The 17,516-nt window shown below is 42.5% G+C and carries 17 protein-coding genes; 14 read left to right on the forward strand and 3 right to left on the reverse strand.

Translation table 11 applies throughout. From position 1 onward, the window contains the following. Positions 1–1,147: 1,147 nt before the first annotated feature. From ACFQ38_RS08360 to ACFQ38_RS08375, 4 genes are all read left to right on the forward strand, one after another. Positions 1,148–1,612 carry a hypothetical protein gene (locus tag ACFQ38_RS08360; RefSeq protein WP_336824065.1) on the forward strand — a complete coding sequence of 155 codons (465 nt, stop codon included), beginning with the start codon at positions 1,148–1,150 and terminating at the stop codon, positions 1,610–1,612. Between the two features lie 160 nt (positions 1,613–1,772). Continuing rightward, positions 1,773–2,639, forward strand: coding sequence for a D-alanyl-D-alanine carboxypeptidase family protein (locus ACFQ38_RS08365; protein ID WP_381480362.1), 867 nt, complete (start codon positions 1,773–1,775; stop codon positions 2,637–2,639). Positions 2,640–2,694: 55 nt separating this feature from the next. After that, entirely contained in the window at positions 2,695–4,005 is a 1,311-nt protein-coding gene (locus ACFQ38_RS08370) for a D-serine ammonia-lyase (RefSeq protein WP_381480363.1), read from the forward strand. A gap of 384 nt (positions 4,006–4,389) precedes the next feature. After that, positions 4,390–5,442: a DNA-methyltransferase gene (locus ACFQ38_RS08375; RefSeq protein WP_336824062.1), complete on the forward strand. Its 1,053-nt coding sequence runs from the start codon at positions 4,390–4,392 to the stop codon at positions 5,440–5,442. On the opposite strand, the gene ACFQ38_RS08380 is transcribed toward ACFQ38_RS08375, so the two are convergent. Then, positions 5,411–6,028 carry an MjaI family restriction endonuclease gene (locus tag ACFQ38_RS08380; RefSeq protein WP_336824061.1) on the reverse strand — a complete coding sequence of 206 codons (618 nt, stop codon included), beginning with the start codon at positions 6,026–6,028 and terminating at the stop codon, positions 5,411–5,413. The two genes, ACFQ38_RS08375 and ACFQ38_RS08380, sit on opposite strands and share 32 nt — an antisense overlap. 171 nt (positions 6,029–6,199) lie before the next feature. Between ACFQ38_RS08380 and ACFQ38_RS08385 the strand changes: the two genes are divergently transcribed. The 8 genes from ACFQ38_RS08385 to ACFQ38_RS08420 all read left to right on the forward strand — a co-directional run bounded on the left by ACFQ38_RS08385 (position 6,200) and on the right by ACFQ38_RS08420 (position 11,654). Then, on the forward strand, positions 6,200–7,039 hold the full coding sequence (locus tag ACFQ38_RS08385; RefSeq protein ID WP_336824100.1) for a dimethylarginine dimethylaminohydrolase family protein: 840 nt from the start codon (positions 6,200–6,202) through the stop codon (positions 7,037–7,039). A gap of 205 nt (positions 7,040–7,244) precedes the next feature. Then, entirely contained in the window at positions 7,245–7,379 is a 135-nt protein-coding gene (locus ACFQ38_RS08390) for a hypothetical protein (RefSeq protein WP_381480364.1), read from the forward strand. Positions 7,380–7,818: 439 nt separating this feature from the next. After that, positions 7,819–8,298, forward strand: a complete 480-nt coding sequence (locus ACFQ38_RS08395) for a DsrE/DsrF/DrsH-like family protein (protein ID WP_381480365.1) — start codon at positions 7,819–7,821, stop codon at positions 8,296–8,298. 48 nt (positions 8,299–8,346) lie between these two features. Then, complete coding sequence (locus ACFQ38_RS08400) at positions 8,347–8,925, forward strand: sulfurtransferase TusA family protein (protein ID WP_336824058.1); 579 nt, start codon at positions 8,347–8,349, stop codon at positions 8,923–8,925. After that, positions 8,922–10,049 carry an MBL fold metallo-hydrolase gene (locus tag ACFQ38_RS08405; protein WP_381480366.1) on the forward strand — a complete coding sequence of 376 codons (1,128 nt, stop codon included), beginning with the start codon at positions 8,922–8,924 and terminating at the stop codon, positions 10,047–10,049. Before ACFQ38_RS08400 ends, ACFQ38_RS08405 begins: the two co-directional genes overlap by 4 nt. Positions 10,050–10,067: 18 nt before the next feature. Next, positions 10,068–10,295 carry a sulfurtransferase TusA family protein gene (locus ACFQ38_RS08410; RefSeq protein ID WP_336824056.1) on the forward strand — a complete coding sequence of 76 codons (228 nt, stop codon included), beginning with the start codon at positions 10,068–10,070 and terminating at the stop codon, positions 10,293–10,295. A gap of 299 nt (positions 10,296–10,594) precedes the next feature. Then, positions 10,595–11,368: a sulfite exporter TauE/SafE family protein gene (locus ACFQ38_RS08415; RefSeq protein ID WP_336824055.1), complete on the forward strand. Its 774-nt coding sequence runs from the start codon at positions 10,595–10,597 to the stop codon at positions 11,366–11,368. A 115-nt stretch (positions 11,369–11,483) separates the two neighbouring features. Then, entirely contained in the window at positions 11,484–11,654 is a 171-nt protein-coding gene (locus tag ACFQ38_RS08420) for a hypothetical protein (RefSeq protein WP_336824054.1), read from the forward strand. Positions 11,655–12,175: 521 nt separating this feature from the next. Here the strand turns inward: ACFQ38_RS08420 and ACFQ38_RS08425 are convergent. Beyond that, on the reverse strand, positions 12,176–13,063 hold the full coding sequence (locus tag ACFQ38_RS08425; RefSeq protein ID WP_336824053.1) for a TIGR01777 family oxidoreductase: 888 nt from the start codon (positions 13,061–13,063) through the stop codon (positions 12,176–12,178). 187 nt (positions 13,064–13,250) lie between these two features. Here ACFQ38_RS08425 and ACFQ38_RS08430 point away from each other — a divergent pair, with 187 nt between their 5' ends. Both ACFQ38_RS08430 and ACFQ38_RS08435 read left to right on the forward strand, forming a co-directional pair. Then, complete coding sequence (locus ACFQ38_RS08430; protein ID WP_381480367.1) at positions 13,251–14,048, forward strand: ABC transporter ATP-binding protein; 798 nt, start codon at positions 13,251–13,253, stop codon at positions 14,046–14,048. Then, positions 14,041–15,672: a hypothetical protein gene (locus ACFQ38_RS08435; protein WP_381480368.1), complete on the forward strand. Its 1,632-nt coding sequence runs from the start codon at positions 14,041–14,043 to the stop codon at positions 15,670–15,672. The genes ACFQ38_RS08430 and ACFQ38_RS08435 overlap by 8 nt, the downstream gene beginning before the upstream one ends. Before the next feature lie 204 nt (positions 15,673–15,876). Here ACFQ38_RS08435 and ACFQ38_RS08440 read toward each other — a convergent pair whose 3' ends face one another. Beyond that, the gene (locus ACFQ38_RS08440; protein ID WP_336824099.1) at positions 15,877–17,301 is read right to left on the reverse strand and encodes an MDR family MFS transporter; all 1,425 of its coding nucleotides are present in this window, start codon (positions 17,299–17,301) and stop codon (positions 15,877–15,879) included. Between the last annotated feature and the right edge of the window lie 215 nt (positions 17,302–17,516).

Below are 17,516 nucleotides of genomic sequence, written 5' to 3' on the forward strand. Positions count from 1 at the left end.
AAATGCCTCAAGATCGCACAAAAAAACTAACGGAAGAAGCATATCGGTTATCAAACTCCGCATAAACCACGATAAACAAGCATAATACCAAACATAAACTCATTATTCCCATCAACCTCGCAAAACGGTTTCCCCGCCCGCGCATAACGTACAGCAAGCCCGCAAAACGTTTCCCCGCCCGCGCATAACGTACAGCAAGCCCGCAAAACGTTTCCCTCCCGCGCATAACCCATTGCAAGCCCGGCAAAACGGTTTCCCTCCCGCGCATAACCCACTGCAGAACCGCAAAACGGTTTCCCCGCCCGCGCATAACGTACAGCAGAACCGCAAAACGTATTCCCATCCCCACATAACCTATTGCGGATCCCGCATAAAGCCCCGTATCCGCGCGAAACCCTTCTCGACTCCGCATAACACTAACAACCATTAAGCGAAAAATATGCTTGTCCCTCAGCTGTTATGCGCCGTTCAATCTATTTATGCGTTCTTTGAAGTAGTTATGCGTGTGCCCGGCTAATTATGCGCTTTTCAAGGGAATTATGCGTCTTAAGAAGCGTATATGCTTTGTCCGCGGCATTTATGCGTTTCTAAAGCTAAAAATGCTTTGGATCAGTCGCATCAATCTATTTCATCCGCGCATATCTTCCTTGCCGCATGCATTAAACGCTTCGCCAAAAAAATTGGCGAAGCGTTTCTCTTAATCGTATCAATCACCTTATGCAGGCGGGTCGGCAATGAACCTGTCGAATGACTTGCCGCTCGACAATAGGAACCCCTCCCCGAACCGTTGTGACTCATTGCCTCAACCTAAACACGCATTTCGTATCTCCCGCATAACATACATCCGCTGCAAGTAGCTGTTCACCTTCCTCGCATGTATTCAAAATAAAAATAGCGCATCCCCTTCAACAGGTTAGATATTGTCACTAAGATGACAACCACCTCCTTACCCGCCTTATTAGGACCCGCTATACTATGCCCATGATCACCACCATGAAAATGTTCTTACCGTATCTTATTCGGGGTGGTCTGTTAGGGTGTGTACGGCAACGTGAGCAAACTTTTGGATTGTTCGTTTCAGTGTCAGGACGGTTTATGTAGTAACTTGATGAGATCACATCCGTCAAATAGTGAGGAGGGATAGTTCATGAGGAAGTATTTATTAATAGCGGCAGTAGTTTTTATAATCGCTCTAACGGGGTGTAATCATGTTGAAACGAAAGTGGGGAAGCCGCCTGAAGTTTTTGTGAAGATTGGCGATGAAAATTATAGGACTGAGTTAGGTACGTATTGTTGGTCGGAAAACGGTATAGGTGAATGTGTTGATACAGCTGGTTCAATTGAGCTTTTGGCGGGAAAAACACCGATAAAAGTTAAGCCGGGTGAAGAGATTAAGTTTGTCATGGATTATGAACCAAAGCCAAATAAATCTTATGTTACACAAATGTTTAATGGCGAGAAAACGGAAATCGTTGTTGACGATCATCAATTTACCGCACCTACACAAAGTGGCGTTTATTATTATGATTATGGTGTCTGGTGGATGGATGAGAAGGAAGCAAATGTATCAAATGGTGATGCATTCTATGCCTTTGCAATAGAAGTGGAATGAATCCTTGCTTGTGTTGGAGCGTAAAGCAAGCAGATTGCTCTATAGAAAGCATTTTTGAAACCTACTTCTGCTCATCTTAATAAATTCTTCAGAAACATCATGCATGAATCTTCATCTTTTTTGTTGATAATGATGTTATCAAGGTAAAGGTGTGAGCGGAATGTTTAAAAAAAGCGTTGCAGTCTTGTTGATTGCGAGTGTAGCAGTATTATTCATTATACGTGATAAAGATGCGAGGAAAGAGGCAGATCCTATTATAGCTGAAGCGCGTGCTGCATTCGTAATGGAAGCAGAAACGGGCAAGATTTTATATGAAAGCAATAGCGGGAATGCATACCCAATAGCGAGTATGTCGAAGCTGATGACGCAATATCTTGTTCTTAAAGCAATTAAGGATGGCGAAATTTCGTGGGGCAGTGAATACAGGCCATCCGAAAATGCAATGAATCAGAGCAAGTATGCCGTTACATTAGGGATGGACCCGCAACAAACGTACACGGTCAGGGAGCTGTTTGAAGCGATGACGGTTGTTTCGGCAAATGACGCGGCCATTGCTTTGTCTGAGGTAGTGAGCGGGAGTGAAAAGGCATTTGTTAAGCGGATGAATGAGCAAGCAAAGAAATTCGGCTTACAAAATACTCATTTTGTTAATTCCACTGGATTGGATGAGGAAAAAACAAATATGGCAACAGCACGCGATGTGGCGGCGATCGCCCGTTCACTAATTGAGGAGTACCCGGAAGTGATCGATTATACGCGCATGACCGATGTGACGACTCGTGATGGTGTCCGTTTATGGAGTACGAATCATATGTTACCTGGCATGCCTGATGAAATGGACGGAATGGATGGATTGAAGACAGGCTACACGGAAGCTGCGGAGTCCTGCTTTGCGAGCACGGGAGTTTTCAATGGCAAGAGGATTATTACAGTTGTTATTGGCGTCGAAGCAGAGGGCGGCGATACGAATACTCCGCGTTTTGCACTGACAAGAAAATTAATTGACCACTACGTGTTAAACCAATAATTCGATTGGCCTCACATGCTATACTCAAAATAGATAGCAAGGGGGGGCGGAGAGTGTGAATCAAAACGAAAGAGCAGATTGGTTTAGAAAGTTTCCATTACTTAAAAAAGTGACAAGTCAACAAGAAGTTTTTTGGGTCAATCCGCGAAATGGGGATAGCGAAGAAGGGATCAAGCAGTCGGGCATTACTGCTGCCGATGTGAGGGATGCGAGTGAACGATTGGCAAGATTTGCGCCGTACATTGAGAAAGTATTTCCAGAAACGGCATTTGCAAATGGTATGATCGAATCTCCGTTAACAGCAATTCCTTTTGCGAAAGAGGCGTTATCAAATGAATATGGCATAGACATTCCCGGAAAATTATTATTAAAGCAAGATAACGAACTTCCGATTTCAGGGTCGATAAAAGCACGTGGAGGAATTTATGAAGTTTTGAAGCATGCGGAAACTTTAGCGATCCAAGATGGACGAATTACATATGATGAAAACTATGAAAAATTTGCTGAACCGGCAATGCTGGATTTATTTGCCAAGCATAAGATAGCAGTAGGTTCGACGGGGAATTTAGGATTGAGCATTGGCATTATGAGTGCTAAATTAGGGTTCAATGTGACCGTCCATATGTCTGCTGATGCGAAAGCTTGGAAAAAAGAGCTGCTTCGGAAGAAAGGCGTAACCGTCATTGAATATGCGGATGATTATAGCAAAGCAGTCGAGGAAGGTAGAAAGCAAGCAGAAGCAGATCCACTCTGTCATTTTATTGATGATGAAAACTCGCTGGATTTATTTTTAGGCTATGCGGTAGCGGGCGAGCGCCTTGCTGCTCAATTGAAGGAGATGGGAACAATCGTCGATGAAGATCATCCTCTTTTTGTCTATTTGCCATGTGGTGTAGGCGGTGGACCTGGAGGAGTGGCATTTGGATTGAAGTTGCAATTCGGGAATCATGTCCATTGCTTCTTTGCAGAGCCAACTAATTCGCCATGTATGGTGATCGGAATGATGACAGGATTGCATGATACAGTGAGCGTAGCGGATTTTGGTTTGAGCAATCATACGGCTGCAGACGGACTTGCGGTCGGAAGGCCATCGGCTTTTGTCGGCAGGAAAATGGAGTCTTTGCTTGCAGGGTGCTTCACCATTACAGATGAAACGATGTTTAATTTGCTTACAATGATTGCAGACACGGAGGCGATACGACTGGAACCATCTGCATTGGCTGGTATGACAGGACCTATTCAAACGATTCAACATGCGGCTCCGCTTGCAGATTCAAAAAATGCTACTCATATCGTTTGGGCAACTGGTGGCAGTATGGTTCCTGAAACCGAAATGGAGCAGTATTACGGAATCGGCAAGAAATAATTCGATTTATTTCCCGGGAAATCGACATTTTAGGGATTGAAGTAATAAGAAAGGAATTTCTTCCGCTTGGCTTGAAAACGCTTGCCGCGTGGATTGCAGTCTATGATCGGGACATCGTAGTGCCTTAATTTCCGTAGAGGGTGCAGAAATACGGCAAATCGAACTCTTTGTTGTTCGATTCGTTGTTCGATTAACTGCGCGACCAGTGTCCTGCTGGTCTCAAGGCGGTGTGCGAGCAAATGTCAACAAGTTGAGAAGCAGAATATGAATATTCCGCCTTTTTGCTGTTGGTGCCTTCAATGTTCTTTATTTAAACATCCCATTGAACGTTGCAAAGTTTAGTCCCATAATAGAAGTATTGCAATAAAGATAGGATGAGAATAAATGAAAACGACACAGCATCGCCTGTTAAATCAAAATGCGAAAGATTTAAAGGGGATACCTGACCAATCTGTAGCGTTGGTTGTCACTTCACCCCCGTATCCAATGATTGAAATGTGGGATGAGCTTTTCATAGAGCTTCGCCCCGAAATAAAAGCACATTTAGACGAAGGCAGGTCTTATAAAGCTTTCAACCTTATGCATGACGTTATGAATGAAATATGGGAGGAAGTGGATCGCACTGTAGCACCACATGGTTTTGTTTGCATTAATATCGGGGATGCAACCCGCACGATCAACGGCCAGTTTCAAATGTATTCGAATCACTCGAAAATAATCGAGAAATTTGTCTCGATGGGTTATTCGGTGTTGCCGGACATCATTTGGCGAAAAACGACAAATGCGCCGAATAAGTTCATGGGCTCAGGGATGTTGCCTTCAGGAGCTTACGTGACATATGAGCATGAATACATTTTAATTTTCCGTAAAGGCGGGAAACGTGTATTTAAAAAGGATGAAATTCCGAACAGGCAGGAGAGTGCTTTCTTTTGGGAAGAGCGCAACAAATGGTTCTCTGACCTGTGGGAATTTCAAGGGAAGACACAGAAATTTAAAAACGTCGTTAGCACAAGAGAGCGTAGTGCTGCCTATCCATTCGAGTTGGCATACCGGCTCATTAATATGTACTCGACAAAAGGCGACTATGTTTTAGATCCGTTTGTCGGAACTGGCACGACCATGTTTGCCGCCATGTGTGCAGAGCGGAACAGCTTTGGAGTAGAAATCGATCCACTGTTATCGAAAACCGTAGCAGAAAACGCCTTGCTATTGAAAAGCGACTTAAACAAAATCGTAACAGATCGTGTGGAACGACATGCGGAGTTTGTCATTCAAGAAATGGCTGCGGGCAAAGATAAATGGTACGATAACGACTATTTAAACGTACCTGTCAAGACACGACAAGAAGTGAATATTAAGCTCTCATTAATCGATTCGATTGAACAAACTGAGGATGGCATCATTGTTAAGCATGTGGATTTAAATCCTCTTCAATAAAAATATCAACTCCACCGCTTGAGTTTTTTCGGTATGTAACAATTGATGCTTCAATTTGTTCTCCTAACTGCTTCATCAGTTCATAAGTTTCTGGCTTAATCGAAATCGGTGTCGAGCCGATGTAACCGTCAATCCCTTTGCTTTCTTCTTCAACCGATGATGGACGGTACGGAAGCTCAAAATGCTCGCTTAATTTTTGCAAAATCGCTTTTTGGAAGTACATGCCGTTAAATGTCTTATCAATCAAAATATCGTCAAGCCATTGATCGATCAACTGCTCATCAATTAAATCAATCGCTTCTTTCAATCGTTCCACCTGAGGTAAAATCCGGGCTTTTGCACGTGCTTTTGCCTCAGGTTCTTTGTTTGTATACCAGTTTTTCCATCCTTCTACAGTTGGATCATCTGTCTCTTCGAGATAAAGCGGAAAATAATCCGCCATGGAGCCGACGACTTTCGGTCTCGTACCATGCGCATTGCTATTCGCCAAATTGATTAACTGCGTTGTATATTTCGGAAACACTTTCTTCTCTGTATCATTCGCTGATGCAATATAATCTTTATTAATGCTGCTAATTTTCTTCATGACGAATCCCTCCAATGATGTAGATTCCCTTATAGTATCTAATTTTATTATAACAATGTTTGTTTTGGAATAGAGAATTCATTAAGACAATTCCGTCCTGTTTCATTTAATGATAAACGGGTAAAGAGACGGGAAGAAAAAAATTGGAGGGGCCATTTCGTGAAATTTCCTATGGAAGAAAGTCAACAAACAAATTGTAATACAGAATATGAACCGTTGAAACGCGTCATCCTATGTCAACCGGAATTTATGGCAATCGAAGACGTAATTAACGATGTTCAAAAAAAATATAAAGATGAGAATATTGACATCGATCTTGCAATGAAACAGCATGCGGAATTTGAAAAACTGCTCATTGCACATGGTGTAGAAGTCATTAAACTACCCGCTTCTGAGCAATTTCCTGAGCAAGTTTTTACTCGTGACATCGGATTTACAGTTGGAGAGGATGTGTTCGTCGCAGAAATGGCAAGCGACATCCGAAAAGGGGAAGAAGAGGCACTCGAAGAATTTTTGGAAGACGAAGAGATTCCTTATCAAACGACAATAGATCGGGTAGAGGGTGGGGATGTTATTGTCGACCGCAATCGGGTTTACGTTGGCATTAGCAGCAGAACATCTGAAAAAGCGGTCCGCAATTTACAAAAGGATTTGCCGGAATACGACATCATTCGCATTCCTTTCAACGAAAAGTACTTACACTTGGACTGTGTTTTTAACATTTTGTCGCCAACTGTCGGTCTCATTTTCCCAGAGGCGCTGACGAAGGAAATAGTGGACAAATTATCAGCCGAGTACGATCTTATCGAAGTATCGGCAGACGAACAATTTACAATGGGAACGAATGTATTATCGATTGGCAATCGGAAAGTATTCAGCTTACCGCAAAACAAAAAAGTAAATGAAGCCATGCGAGCCAAAGGATTTGAGGTCATCGAAGTAGACTTCTCGGAAATTATTAAATCCGGGGGATCCTTTAGATGCTGCTCGATGCCGCTCAAAAGGGAATAGACAAAACCTCACGCAAATAACGCGTGAGGTTTTTCTTCGAAAACGCATAAATCATAATAAAATTGCATAATGCCAATGAATCCCTCATAAGTCATTTGCAAAGTCGCATAATGCGAATTAACCTCGCATAAAGCCATTATGACATCGCATAACCGGGGATCATCAACTGCATAGCTTTATAGCCATTTCAAGGCGGTGCAAGACAATGTACTGGATGGAGAAAGTTATTTCATCACCGATTACAAGGATGATTGAACAAGGAAAGCCATGTATTTCATTTATAGATGAGATTTTAAAAGGTACGAATACAATTGAGCGAAATTCTGCTTCGCTGCGATGATGGAATGGCTCTCTGCCAATAAAGGAATGAGCATTATAGCGTCACATGACATTGAGCTGACTGAAATAGAATAGCATCTGTATACTAACTATCATTTTCGTGAAACAATTAATAATGGAGAAACTCACTTTGACTACAAAATTCATAATGGCCCTTTTGAAACACGGAACGCCATTAAACTGCTGGACTTGTATGATTATCCGGAAAGCCTCGTTACAACAGCCAATTTTCTTTCCTCAAACTTTACTAAAAACCGTATGTGGGATGAAATTCATGCATCACCGAGCAAACGAGGCATTGCCACAGCAAAGCTCCACTGTTGACAAATTACCCACCTGGGTATATTATTGATTTAAGTAAAGCGGCCGACAATTGTTAGCCCTTTTCTTTTTAATCAACAATATACCCCCAAGGGTAATAATAAGAAAGGAAGATTTGAATGTCTGAGGTGAAGAAAACGACCATTGTTCTTTTTAGTGGCGATTACGATAAAGCAATGGCTGCGTATATTATCGCGAACGGGGCAGCGGCATACGATCACGAAGTAACGATATTCCATACATTTTGGGGATTGAACGCATTGCGGAAAGAAGAATTGATTCCAACGAAAAAGGGGTGGTTGGAAAAAATGTTTGGCAAAATGATGCCCCGAGGTGCAGATAAAATGGGCATTTCCAAAATGAACTTTGCAGGTATGGGTCCCAAAATGATTAAACATGTCATTAAAAAACATAATGCGATGACTTTGCCACAACTTATTGAGATGGCGGAAGAACAAGATATTAAATTAGTCGCATGCACGATGACGATGGATTTATTGGGGCTTCAACAAGAGGAATTGTTAGATGGGATTGAATATGCCGGTGTTGCAGCTTATCTTGGTGATGCTCAAGACAGCAATGTGAACCTCTTTATATAAATTTTTTTACTTATAAATATACCCGCCTGGGTAAAAGGAGAGATTGAATTGATTCGAACAGATCGCGTTATTGATGCCAAGGGACTAAGTTGCCCAATGCCGATTATAAAGACGAAAAAAGCAATAAAAGAAATGCAACCAGGCACTGTTTTGGAAGTGTTAGCGACCGACAAAGGATCTACTGCCGATTTGAAGGCTTGGGCAGAAAGTTCGGGGAATCAATATTTAGGAACAGTTGAAGCAGATGGCACGCTTAAACATTACATCCGTAGATCGGGGGAGGAAGAATTGCGTGAAAAAAAGTTTCCGCAAGTAGTTTCAAATGATGAATTATTGACGGCTTTAAACGATGAAAATGTTCAAATTATCGATGTTCGTGAATATGCAGAATATGCATTTGAACATATAAAAGGTGCCATTTCGATTCCGATTAGCGATTTGGAAAGCAAGATGGAGCAACTTGATAAAGAAAAGGCGATTTATGTCGTTTGCAGGACAGGAAACCGAAGCGATATGGCGTGCCAACAATTAGCTGCAGCGGATTTTCCAAATGTAAAAAATGTTGTGCCAGGGATGAGTGAATGGAACGGACCAACCGAAAAGTCTATAGAGGAGGAAACAAAATGACTGTACAAGCAATAACAGCAAGCGAATTAACAAGAAAAATACGTGAGAGAAAGCCATTATTCGTATTGGATGTCCGCAATGCCGATGCTTTTGCGGATTGGAAAGTGGAAGGTGTCAGTATTGAACACCTTAATATTCCGTATTTCGATTTATTGGACGGAGTTGAAGAGATTATGGACCAACTTCCAGAGGATCGCGACATTGTTGTTGTTTGTGCGAAGGAAGGTTCTTCTGTAATGGTTGCAGAAATGATAGCGGAAGAGGGGCGTAATGTTCATTATCTATCGGGTGGCATGAAAGCGTGGAGCGAGCATTTAGAACCTATAAAAATTGGCGATTTGACCGGCGGTGGGGAGCTGTACCAGTTCGTTCGTATCGGTAAAGGCTGTCTATCTTATATGATCATTTCAAATGGTGAAGCAGCGATTGTCGATGCGACAAGAATGACAGATGTCTTTATTCAATTTGCGAATGAAAAGAACGTCAAGATTACAAATGTGTTAGATACCCACCTCCATGCAGATCATATTTCTGGTGGCCGACATATTGCAGAAGAAGTGGGCGGGACGTATTGGCTACCGCCTAAAGACGCGGAAGAAGTGACTTTCACCTATAGACCGCTTCATGATGGAGATACGATAACAGTCGGAAATTCAGTTATTGCAATTCAGCCTTTGTACTCCCCAGGGCATACGATTGGCTCTACCTCTTTCATAGTTGATGATACGTATTTAATGTCTGGCGATATATTGTTCATCGACTCAATAGGTCGCCCAGATTTAGCGGGTCTTGCAGAAGATTGGGTAGGGGACTTGAGAGAGACGCTTTATGAACGATATCGCAATCTATCAGAGGATTTAATCGTTCTGCCTGCGCATTTCATGGTGATGGAAGAGTTGAATGAAAACGGTTCTGTTGCCGAAAAACTTAGTGTGTTGTTGAAGAATAACCATGGTCTAAATGTTGAAAAGGAAGAGGATTTCCGTCAGTTGGTCACGGGTAATTTGCCGCCGCAGCCAAATGCTTATCAAGAGATCCGGAAAACGAATATGGGGCATATTACCCCTGATGAAGAGACGCAACGCGAAATGGAAATTGGCCCGAACCGTTGCGCAGTACGATAAAAAAGGAGAGATAATGAAATGGACGTAAAAAAAGTACTGGATGCAAAAGGATTAGCTTGCCCTATGCCAGTTGTGCGGGCAAGAAAGGCAATGAAAGACTTGGAAGCAGGAGAGATTTTAGAAATTCACGCGACTGATAAAGGGTCGGTTGCAGATATGGCAGCATGGTCCAAATCTGGTGGACACAAGCTTTTGAAGCAAACAGAAGAAAATGGTGTCTTTCTGTTTTGGATTCAAAAAGGTTGATGATGAACAGGGTATCGTACTAGATGCCCTCAGCTTGTTGACAAACGCTCGCATACTGCGAATTGAACGGCGAAGGGTTCGATTTGCCTTAATTTCTACGTTCTTTGGAGAAATTAAGGCACCTCTAGGACGTGGCGTTCTTAAGTTGTCTTCCATGAAGCGTTTTCAAGCTTAGCTGACAAACATCTATCTCATGACTAAAAACCTTAAAAAGACTGTAGACAAAGTGAAAAGATACTTTGTTTACAGTCTGAGGGTATCTTACTAGATGCCTTTCTTTATTTGAAAGGATGATGAAAATGGATGTTGCATTCATAATAACGCTTTTCCTTATCGGATTCGTTGGTTCCTTCCTATCTGGAATGGTCGGAATCGGAGGATCGATCATTAAATATCCGATGCTGCTCTATATTCCACCTCTGCTTGGAATGGCGGCCTTCACTGCACATGAAGTGTCTGGCATTAGTGCTATCCAAGTGTTTTTTGCGACAATTTCTGGTGTATGGGCGTATCGCAAAAGCGGATACATCAATAAGACGCTTATCATTTACATGGGAATAGCGATTTTAGCTGGCAGTTTTATCGGTGGATATGGATCGGACTTGCTTTCCGAGAATACCATCAATCTTATCTATGGGGTTTTGGCTACGGTTGCAGCGATTATGATGTTCATCCCGAAAAAGGAGTTAAACGATGTTTCTGCTGACCAATTGACGTTCAATAAATGGCTTGCCGCCGTTTTGGCATTCGTCGTTGGGGTAGCGGCAGGAATTGTAGGGGCCGCGGGCGCTTTTATTTTAGTGCCTATCATGTTGGTGATTTTAAAGATACCAACGCGGGTGACGATAGCAACTTCGCTCGCCATTACGTTTATTTCTTCTATCGGAACTACGGTTGGAAAGATTGCAACAGGGCAAGTTTTATATGGCCCTGCGTTCATTATGGTTGTTGCAAGCATCGTAGCTGCGCCGATCGGGGCAAAAATCGGACAGAAAACAAATACGAAAATATTAACTGGTTTATTAGCAGCGCTCATTTTAGGAACTGCTATTAAAATCTGGGTGGATTTTTAGTAGGATAAAAGAATGTTTTCAAGATTTGTGCGCATACCTCTTGTCCTCATACGATGTTGACATATTCTACAATGAAGGGATGGACGTGACTAAATATGGGCAGGAGGTTTAAGTCATGTCATTATTTTTCGAGGATGAAATTCGGAAAGTGCAAAGCAAGATTGGCCCGGACGGTTTGAAAGAGATGATGGCGCAAGATCCTCGACGCAATGGTCAGTTAGAGAAAAACAACTCGACCAATTGGAGTCTAAGTGGAGTGCGCCTTGATCCGAAGGAACGCTTATAACATAACAAAAACACTTGTATCAGAAGCGTAGATACAGGTGTTTTTTTATCCTGTCCAGCATAACTGCACCGTCGATTTAATACATTGAAACAATGATAAATAGAAAGGATGAGGCATTGAGACGCGTTCTTTTATTTACCGCAACGTTTTTTGTAGGAACCGTGTTAGGCATAATTGTCACAGTCATTATGGAATCACTTTAATGGCGGTGGATGTTGACGAATACAGAATTGATTTTCATGCAGTTGCTAAGCTTAAAAGTTGATTCGCTTGAAGTGTGCACCGCTCGAAGAAAAAGCTGTTTCTCTAGAAAGAAGTGCGTCGCCGCTCGAAGGCAGTTCGCAATCGCTTGAAGCCAGAAGTAAATTGCTCGATGTAGTATCGCGCCCGTTCGAATATGTAAGCAGAACGCTTGAAAATGGCCTCCAACCGCTCAAAAACTCACAATTCACCGCTCGAATGCAACAGCAGCCTAAACCATATTAATTTGTCATCATGTAAATGAGCATTCTTACTATGCATTACTGTATGATTTGCTGTAAAGCTTTATCAATCGTCTCATATTTAAATTGAAATCCTTCCTTCTCCAAACGATCAGGGACAACCCAGCGGCTTTTCAAAATTAGTTCTGTTTCAGTACGTATTATAACTGCGCCTATTTTGAGCATCCATTTAGGGGAGGGGAGGCCGAACTTTCGATTCATTGTGCTGCGTAATTGTGCCATGAGCTCCCGATTTGTAATGGGATATGGCGCTGAACAGTTGAAGACACCCTGCAGTTGCTCGTTTTTCTTTAGAAATAAGACGATTCGGTACACATCTTCTATATGGACCCAGCTGAACATTTGGCTGCCGGTGCCTTGTACGCCACCCAAGCCGAAACGGACAAGATTCATATAAGGCTCCATGACTCCGCCGTCTTTTCCTAAAACGATGGCGATCCGCAATGCGACTTTTCTTGTCTTCGGCAGGTCAAATGCAAAAAGGGATGCCTCCCATGCTTTCGCGACGTCGACTGAAAAGCCGCTTCCAATTTCTCCGTCTCTCTCTGTCATTGGACGATCTTCCGCATGCCTGTAAATCGTAGCGGTGCTTGAATTGATCCACAGAGGTGGAGGGGTGCTGCAAACAGATAGGGCATGCCCCAATAATTCGGTAGTTTCTGTTCTTGATTGCATAATCTCCTTTTTGTTCTTTTCGTTGTAACGGCAATTGACCGTTTTTCCTGCAAGATTGATGAGCATTTCTGAGCCTTCCAATGCCTCCACGATTCGCGCGTGATTCCGCCAATTGATATGCTGTGGATTTCTTGAAATCATAATTACTTCATATCCTGAATCCACGAATTTCTTTTCAAAATATTGGCCGATGAAACCAGTGCCTCCAGCTATGACAATTTTCTTTTTCATCTCATCCACTCTTTCAGTCTATTCTTACTGAATAGGACGGCAGATTGTTTGAAAAAGGTGCCTGCATGGTCATAGGGATTTATTTAGATGAATCCTCAATAAGTTCTTTAGGACAGCTAAATCTTCTGAATAATACATACTTTACTAAATAGAAATGGTAAAATAGAGGAAGAGATGGGGTGTTTGAATGGGAAATGAAGAAAAAATTTTGATACTAAGGAATTTGACGATGACGTATGGCAATCATACGGTCTTAAACGGCATAAATCTTGAGGTTGGGCATGGAGAAATTATCGGATATATCGGTCCGAATGGAGCAGGGAAAAGTACTACAGTAAAGATTATGCTTGGTCTACTTCAAGATTACAAAGGACAAGTGGTCCTGTTTGGAGAGGATATTTCATCTGGAAATCCTGCTTACAAGCGGAGAATTGGCTATGTGCCGGAGCAAGCGGAAGTGTATGATAACTTGACAGCGATGGAGTATTTGACATTTACAGGAGAGTTGTATGGGCTTGACCGTTCGTTTGCGGAACAAAAAGCGAAAAAGCTTATGGAAGAATTTGAATTAGGGGATGTGTTGCACTCACGTCTTTCTTCATTTTCAAAAGGAATGAAACAGAAAGTGCTTATCATTTCGAGCTTGCTGCATAATCCGGATCTGTTATTTTACGATGAGCCGCTTAGTGGGTTGGATGCCAACAGTATGATGATCATCCGGGAAATGCTTGCTCAGCTTGCCGCTCAAGGGAAAACGATCTTTTATTCCTCGCATATTATGGACATCGTCGAGAAGATTAGCAACCGGATCGTATTGCTCTTTAACGGATCCATCGTGGCGGATGGCAGTTTCGAAGAATTGCAGGCGATGAGCGAGAAAGGTTCGCTATCGGATATCTTTAATCAATTGACAGGCTTTACGGATCATGAGAGCAGGGCGGCAAAATTCATTTCCATTGTTGAGGATGGCGATATGAATGAGTGAGTTCCGTTCGATTGTCTTTCTTTCCAAATTCAAAAGGCTCTTCAACAAGGCTGGCGTCGATTACGATGCGATGGAAACGATATTGCGCATGAAGCTGACGATGGACGGCAGAAGGGTACCAACGATCTTCAGTGATACGAAGAAAAAGAAAGAGGGCAATCAATTCCTCAAATCATTATGGGTCTATGCAATCTATGGACTCATGCTTGTGCCATTCTTGTTTTTCGGAGCCGACAATGCAATTTTCCAAATGAGCATCATATATAGCATGGTTCTTTTCATTTTAACGACTACGATGATTTCCGACTTTTCCTCGGTGTTGCTTGATGTGCGTGATAAGACGATTTTACAGACGAAGCCGGTCAGTTCAAGGACAGTCAATACAGCAAAAGTGATCCACATTATGATTTACATGTTTTTCATAGCCGGATCTTTCGTCGCAGTTCCGATTGTAGTCGGCTTGTTTAGAAATGGCATACTGTTTACTTTGCTCTTCATTGCCACATTGTTTCTTGCAATGCTTTTTATCGTCGTTTTCACGACATTACTGTATATTGCGGTGCTACGCTTTTTTGATGGCGAAAGATTGCGGGACATCATAAATTATATGCAAATTCTTTTATCGATCGGTATCATCATCGGATACCAAATTGTCATCCGTCTCTTTAATGTAGTTGATATGGATCTGACGTACACATTTAGCTGGTGGCATGTTTTCCTTCCGCCGATGTGGTTTAGCGGTCCGTTCGATTTGATTTTAAATCAAAACCATGCTCCGGAGATCATACTATTCTCTGTACTTTCGGTTCTTGTGCCAGTCCTGTCCATGCTTCTCTATACGAAGCTTATGCCGACCTTTGAAAGCAATATGGATAAACTCATGACCAGCGCGAAAAACAGGACGCGAAAAAAGGAATGGTGGGTGAATTTCTGGGCGCAACTATGTTGCAGGTCACGAGAAGAGAAGATGTTCTTCCGTTTCGCTTCTTTGATGATGAAACAGGAGCGAGATTTCAAGTTGAAAGTGTATCCGTCCCTCGGTCTTTCGATCGTATTTCCGTTCATCTTCATTTTCACGGATTTACAAACGAAGACTTGGGCAGAAATCGCAACAGGAAAATCGTACATGTATATTTATTTTGCCAATATGATGATTCCACCGATCATCAACATGTTGAAGTATTCCGCGAACTACAAAGGCGGCTTCCTATTCAAAACAACGCCGATCGAGCAGCCAGCAATCGCCTATAGCGGCGCGCTGAAAGCGTTTTTAGTGAAGCTGTACGCACCGATATTTGTACTGCTTTGCATCGCGCTCATGGCCATCTACTCGTGGCGGATTGCACCAGATTTATTTGCAGTGTTATTGGGTGCGGTTTTACAGACGCTGCTGACGTATAAGTGGCTTGGAGGGGGAAAATTCCCGTTTACGGAATCGGCCGAGTTTGCACAATCGGAAGGATCTGGCCCAGTCATATTGCTTAGTTTGGCTGCAGGTGCGTTTGTCATCATGCATTTCATCGCAAGTGCATTTACAGTGGGCATTTATATTTACATCGTCCTTCTATTAGCTGTCACTCTGCTTGGCTGGCGCAACGTCTTCAAAATGAAGAAAACAGCCTAAATGTTTCATGCACACGTACCGACACAATAAAAAACGCCACCTTTTGCGGGTGGCGTTTCAGACTGTAGAAAAAGTATCTTTTCACTTTGTCTACAGTCATTTAAAGGTTTGTAGTCATGAGAAAGGTGTTTGCCCAGCTTGGCTTGAAAACGCTTGTCAAGGAAGGCAACCTAAGAACGCCACCTATTACAGGCGGCGTTTCCTTTATTCTTGAGTTTCTGTAGCCGTTTCTTGATCTTCCTGCGGCTTTGCCCGATATACAATGAAGGAAAGGAAGATTGCTACGATGGATATGGCGAAGGAGATGAAATAAACAAGCTCCACACCAGCTACCATAGCCAAATTGTTCGTTACAGGGTCATCAGGCGTCGCAGAGTTTTCTAAGAAATGCAATTTCCTGGCATTTAAAATACTAATGAAAACGGACACACCGATTGCTCCGGCGACAGGCTGCAACGTTGACATTACCGCCGTGCCATGAGGATAAAGTCGCTTCGGAAGCTGATTCAGTCCGTTCGTTTCGGCAGGCATCATAATGGCAGATACAGTAAGCATGATCAAAATGTATCCAACGACAACGACCCAAACTGGCGTATCGACCGTCAACCGACTCATCATGAACATCGTTCCGCTTAAAACGAGCGTTGCCGGAATCATTAACACGCGCGGCCCAAATTTATCGAAAAGATGACCCATAAATGGCGACATGATACCGTTTAAAATACTGCCGGGCAATAGCACTAATCCAGCTGCTGCAGCAGTAAGAGCGAGCGGTCCTTGCATATAGAGCGGCAAGATGATTTCCGAAGCGAACATGGCCATAATGATAATTAAAAACATAATGACCGCATGTGTGTACATTGGGTATTTAAATACGCGTAAGTCCATGACAGGCTCTTCCAACTTCAATTGCCTTAACGCAAATAATACAATCCCAACGATACCTAAAATGATAAATATGAATACATTCGGGCTGCTAAATCCATTGGCGCTCTCACCGAACGCACTAAAACCGTAGACGATTGACCCAAATCCAATTGTAGAATAGACTAACGAGATTACGTCGATCTTTGGCTTTGTCACTTCAGAAACGTTAATTAAGTATTTGTAAGCAAAAGCGAGTGAAAATACGGCAAACGGAATTACTGTGATAAACAGATAACGCCATCCCAAATATTCAACAATGATACCAGATAACGTTGGCCCAAGTGCTGGCGCAAACATGATCACTAATCCAACTAACCCCATCACTTTGCCTCGACGTTCCGGCGGGAAAATAAGCAAGAATACGTTGAAAATGATTGGCATCAATAAACCAGTTCCAACAGCCTGAATCAATCGGCCGACCAATAAAATTGAAAACGTAGGTGCGCAGGCGCTAATAATGGTTCCGATTGTGAAGACAGTCATCGTTCCTAAAAACAGTTGACGAGTCGTAAACCATTGCAGAAGCAGCGCTGAAATTGGAATGACGACTGCCATGACAAGCATGAAGCCTGTTGCCATCCATTGCACCGTTGGCAATGATATAGAGAACTCCTCCATTAAAGTAAGGAGTGCAATATTTAATAATGTTTCATTTAAAATTGCAAAGAAAGCTCCAATAATGAGCGATAACATAAGCGGCATTACTTTTACATTTGGATTATCCGCTAGGTATTCATATTGTTTCTGTTCCAAACAAAAAACTCCTTTCAACGATCCGTTTTGCAGGAAGGCTTTCTTGTATGAAAGCGGACGAAAAGGAGCATTCCTGTATTGGGAAACCAATTATCAGGAAATAAAAAAAGAGGGAATAACCTCCCTCTTAGTTTGTTTATGGATTTTTGACAAAAAGGCAGACC

The organism is Sporosarcina contaminans (genome assembly GCF_042679045.1).
Lineage (GTDB): Bacteria > Bacillota > Bacilli > Bacillales_A > Planococcaceae > Sporosarcina > Sporosarcina contaminans.

What these genes read in the sequence shown, in the direction of transcription:
- ACFQ38_RS08380 (WP_336824061.1), bottom strand. Translation starts at nt 6,028, where the DNA reads ATGAAGAAAATTAGCAGCATTAATAAAGATTATATTGCATCAGCGAAT.
- ACFQ38_RS08390 (WP_381480364.1), top strand. Translation starts at nt 7,245, where the DNA reads ATGTACTGGATGGAGAAAGTTATTTCATCACCGATTACAAGGATGATT.
- ACFQ38_RS08415 (WP_336824055.1), top strand. Translation starts at nt 10,595, where the DNA reads ATGGATGTTGCATTCATAATAACGCTTTTCCTTATCGGATTCGTTGGT.
- ACFQ38_RS08395 (WP_381480365.1), top strand. Translation starts at nt 7,819, where the DNA reads ATGTCTGAGGTGAAGAAAACGACCATTGTTCTTTTTAGTGGCGATTAC.
- ACFQ38_RS08405 (WP_381480366.1), top strand. Translation starts at nt 8,922, where the DNA reads ATGACTGTACAAGCAATAACAGCAAGCGAATTAACAAGAAAAATACGT.
- ACFQ38_RS08360 (WP_336824065.1), top strand. Translation starts at nt 1,148, where the DNA reads ATGAGGAAGTATTTATTAATAGCGGCAGTAGTTTTTATAATCGCTCTA.
- ACFQ38_RS08420 (WP_336824054.1), top strand. Translation starts at nt 11,484, where the DNA reads ATGTCATTATTTTTCGAGGATGAAATTCGGAAAGTGCAAAGCAAGATT.
- ACFQ38_RS08430 (WP_381480367.1), top strand. Translation starts at nt 13,251, where the DNA reads ATGGGAAATGAAGAAAAAATTTTGATACTAAGGAATTTGACGATGACG.
- ACFQ38_RS08410 (WP_336824056.1), top strand. Translation starts at nt 10,068, where the DNA reads ATGGACGTAAAAAAAGTACTGGATGCAAAAGGATTAGCTTGCCCTATG.
- ACFQ38_RS08365 (WP_381480362.1), top strand. Translation starts at nt 1,773, where the DNA reads ATGTTTAAAAAAAGCGTTGCAGTCTTGTTGATTGCGAGTGTAGCAGTA.
- ACFQ38_RS08435 (WP_381480368.1), top strand. Translation starts at nt 14,041, where the DNA reads ATGAGTGAGTTCCGTTCGATTGTCTTTCTTTCCAAATTCAAAAGGCTC.
- ACFQ38_RS08425 (WP_336824053.1), bottom strand. Translation starts at nt 13,063, where the DNA reads ATGAAAAAGAAAATTGTCATAGCTGGAGGCACTGGTTTCATCGGCCAA.
- ACFQ38_RS08440 (WP_336824099.1), bottom strand. Translation starts at nt 17,301, where the DNA reads ATGCCGCTTATGTTATCGCTCATTATTGGAGCTTTCTTTGCAATTTTA.
- ACFQ38_RS08385 (WP_336824100.1), top strand. Translation starts at nt 6,200, where the DNA reads ATGGAAGAAAGTCAACAAACAAATTGTAATACAGAATATGAACCGTTG.
- ACFQ38_RS08375 (WP_336824062.1), top strand. Translation starts at nt 4,390, where the DNA reads ATGAAAACGACACAGCATCGCCTGTTAAATCAAAATGCGAAAGATTTA.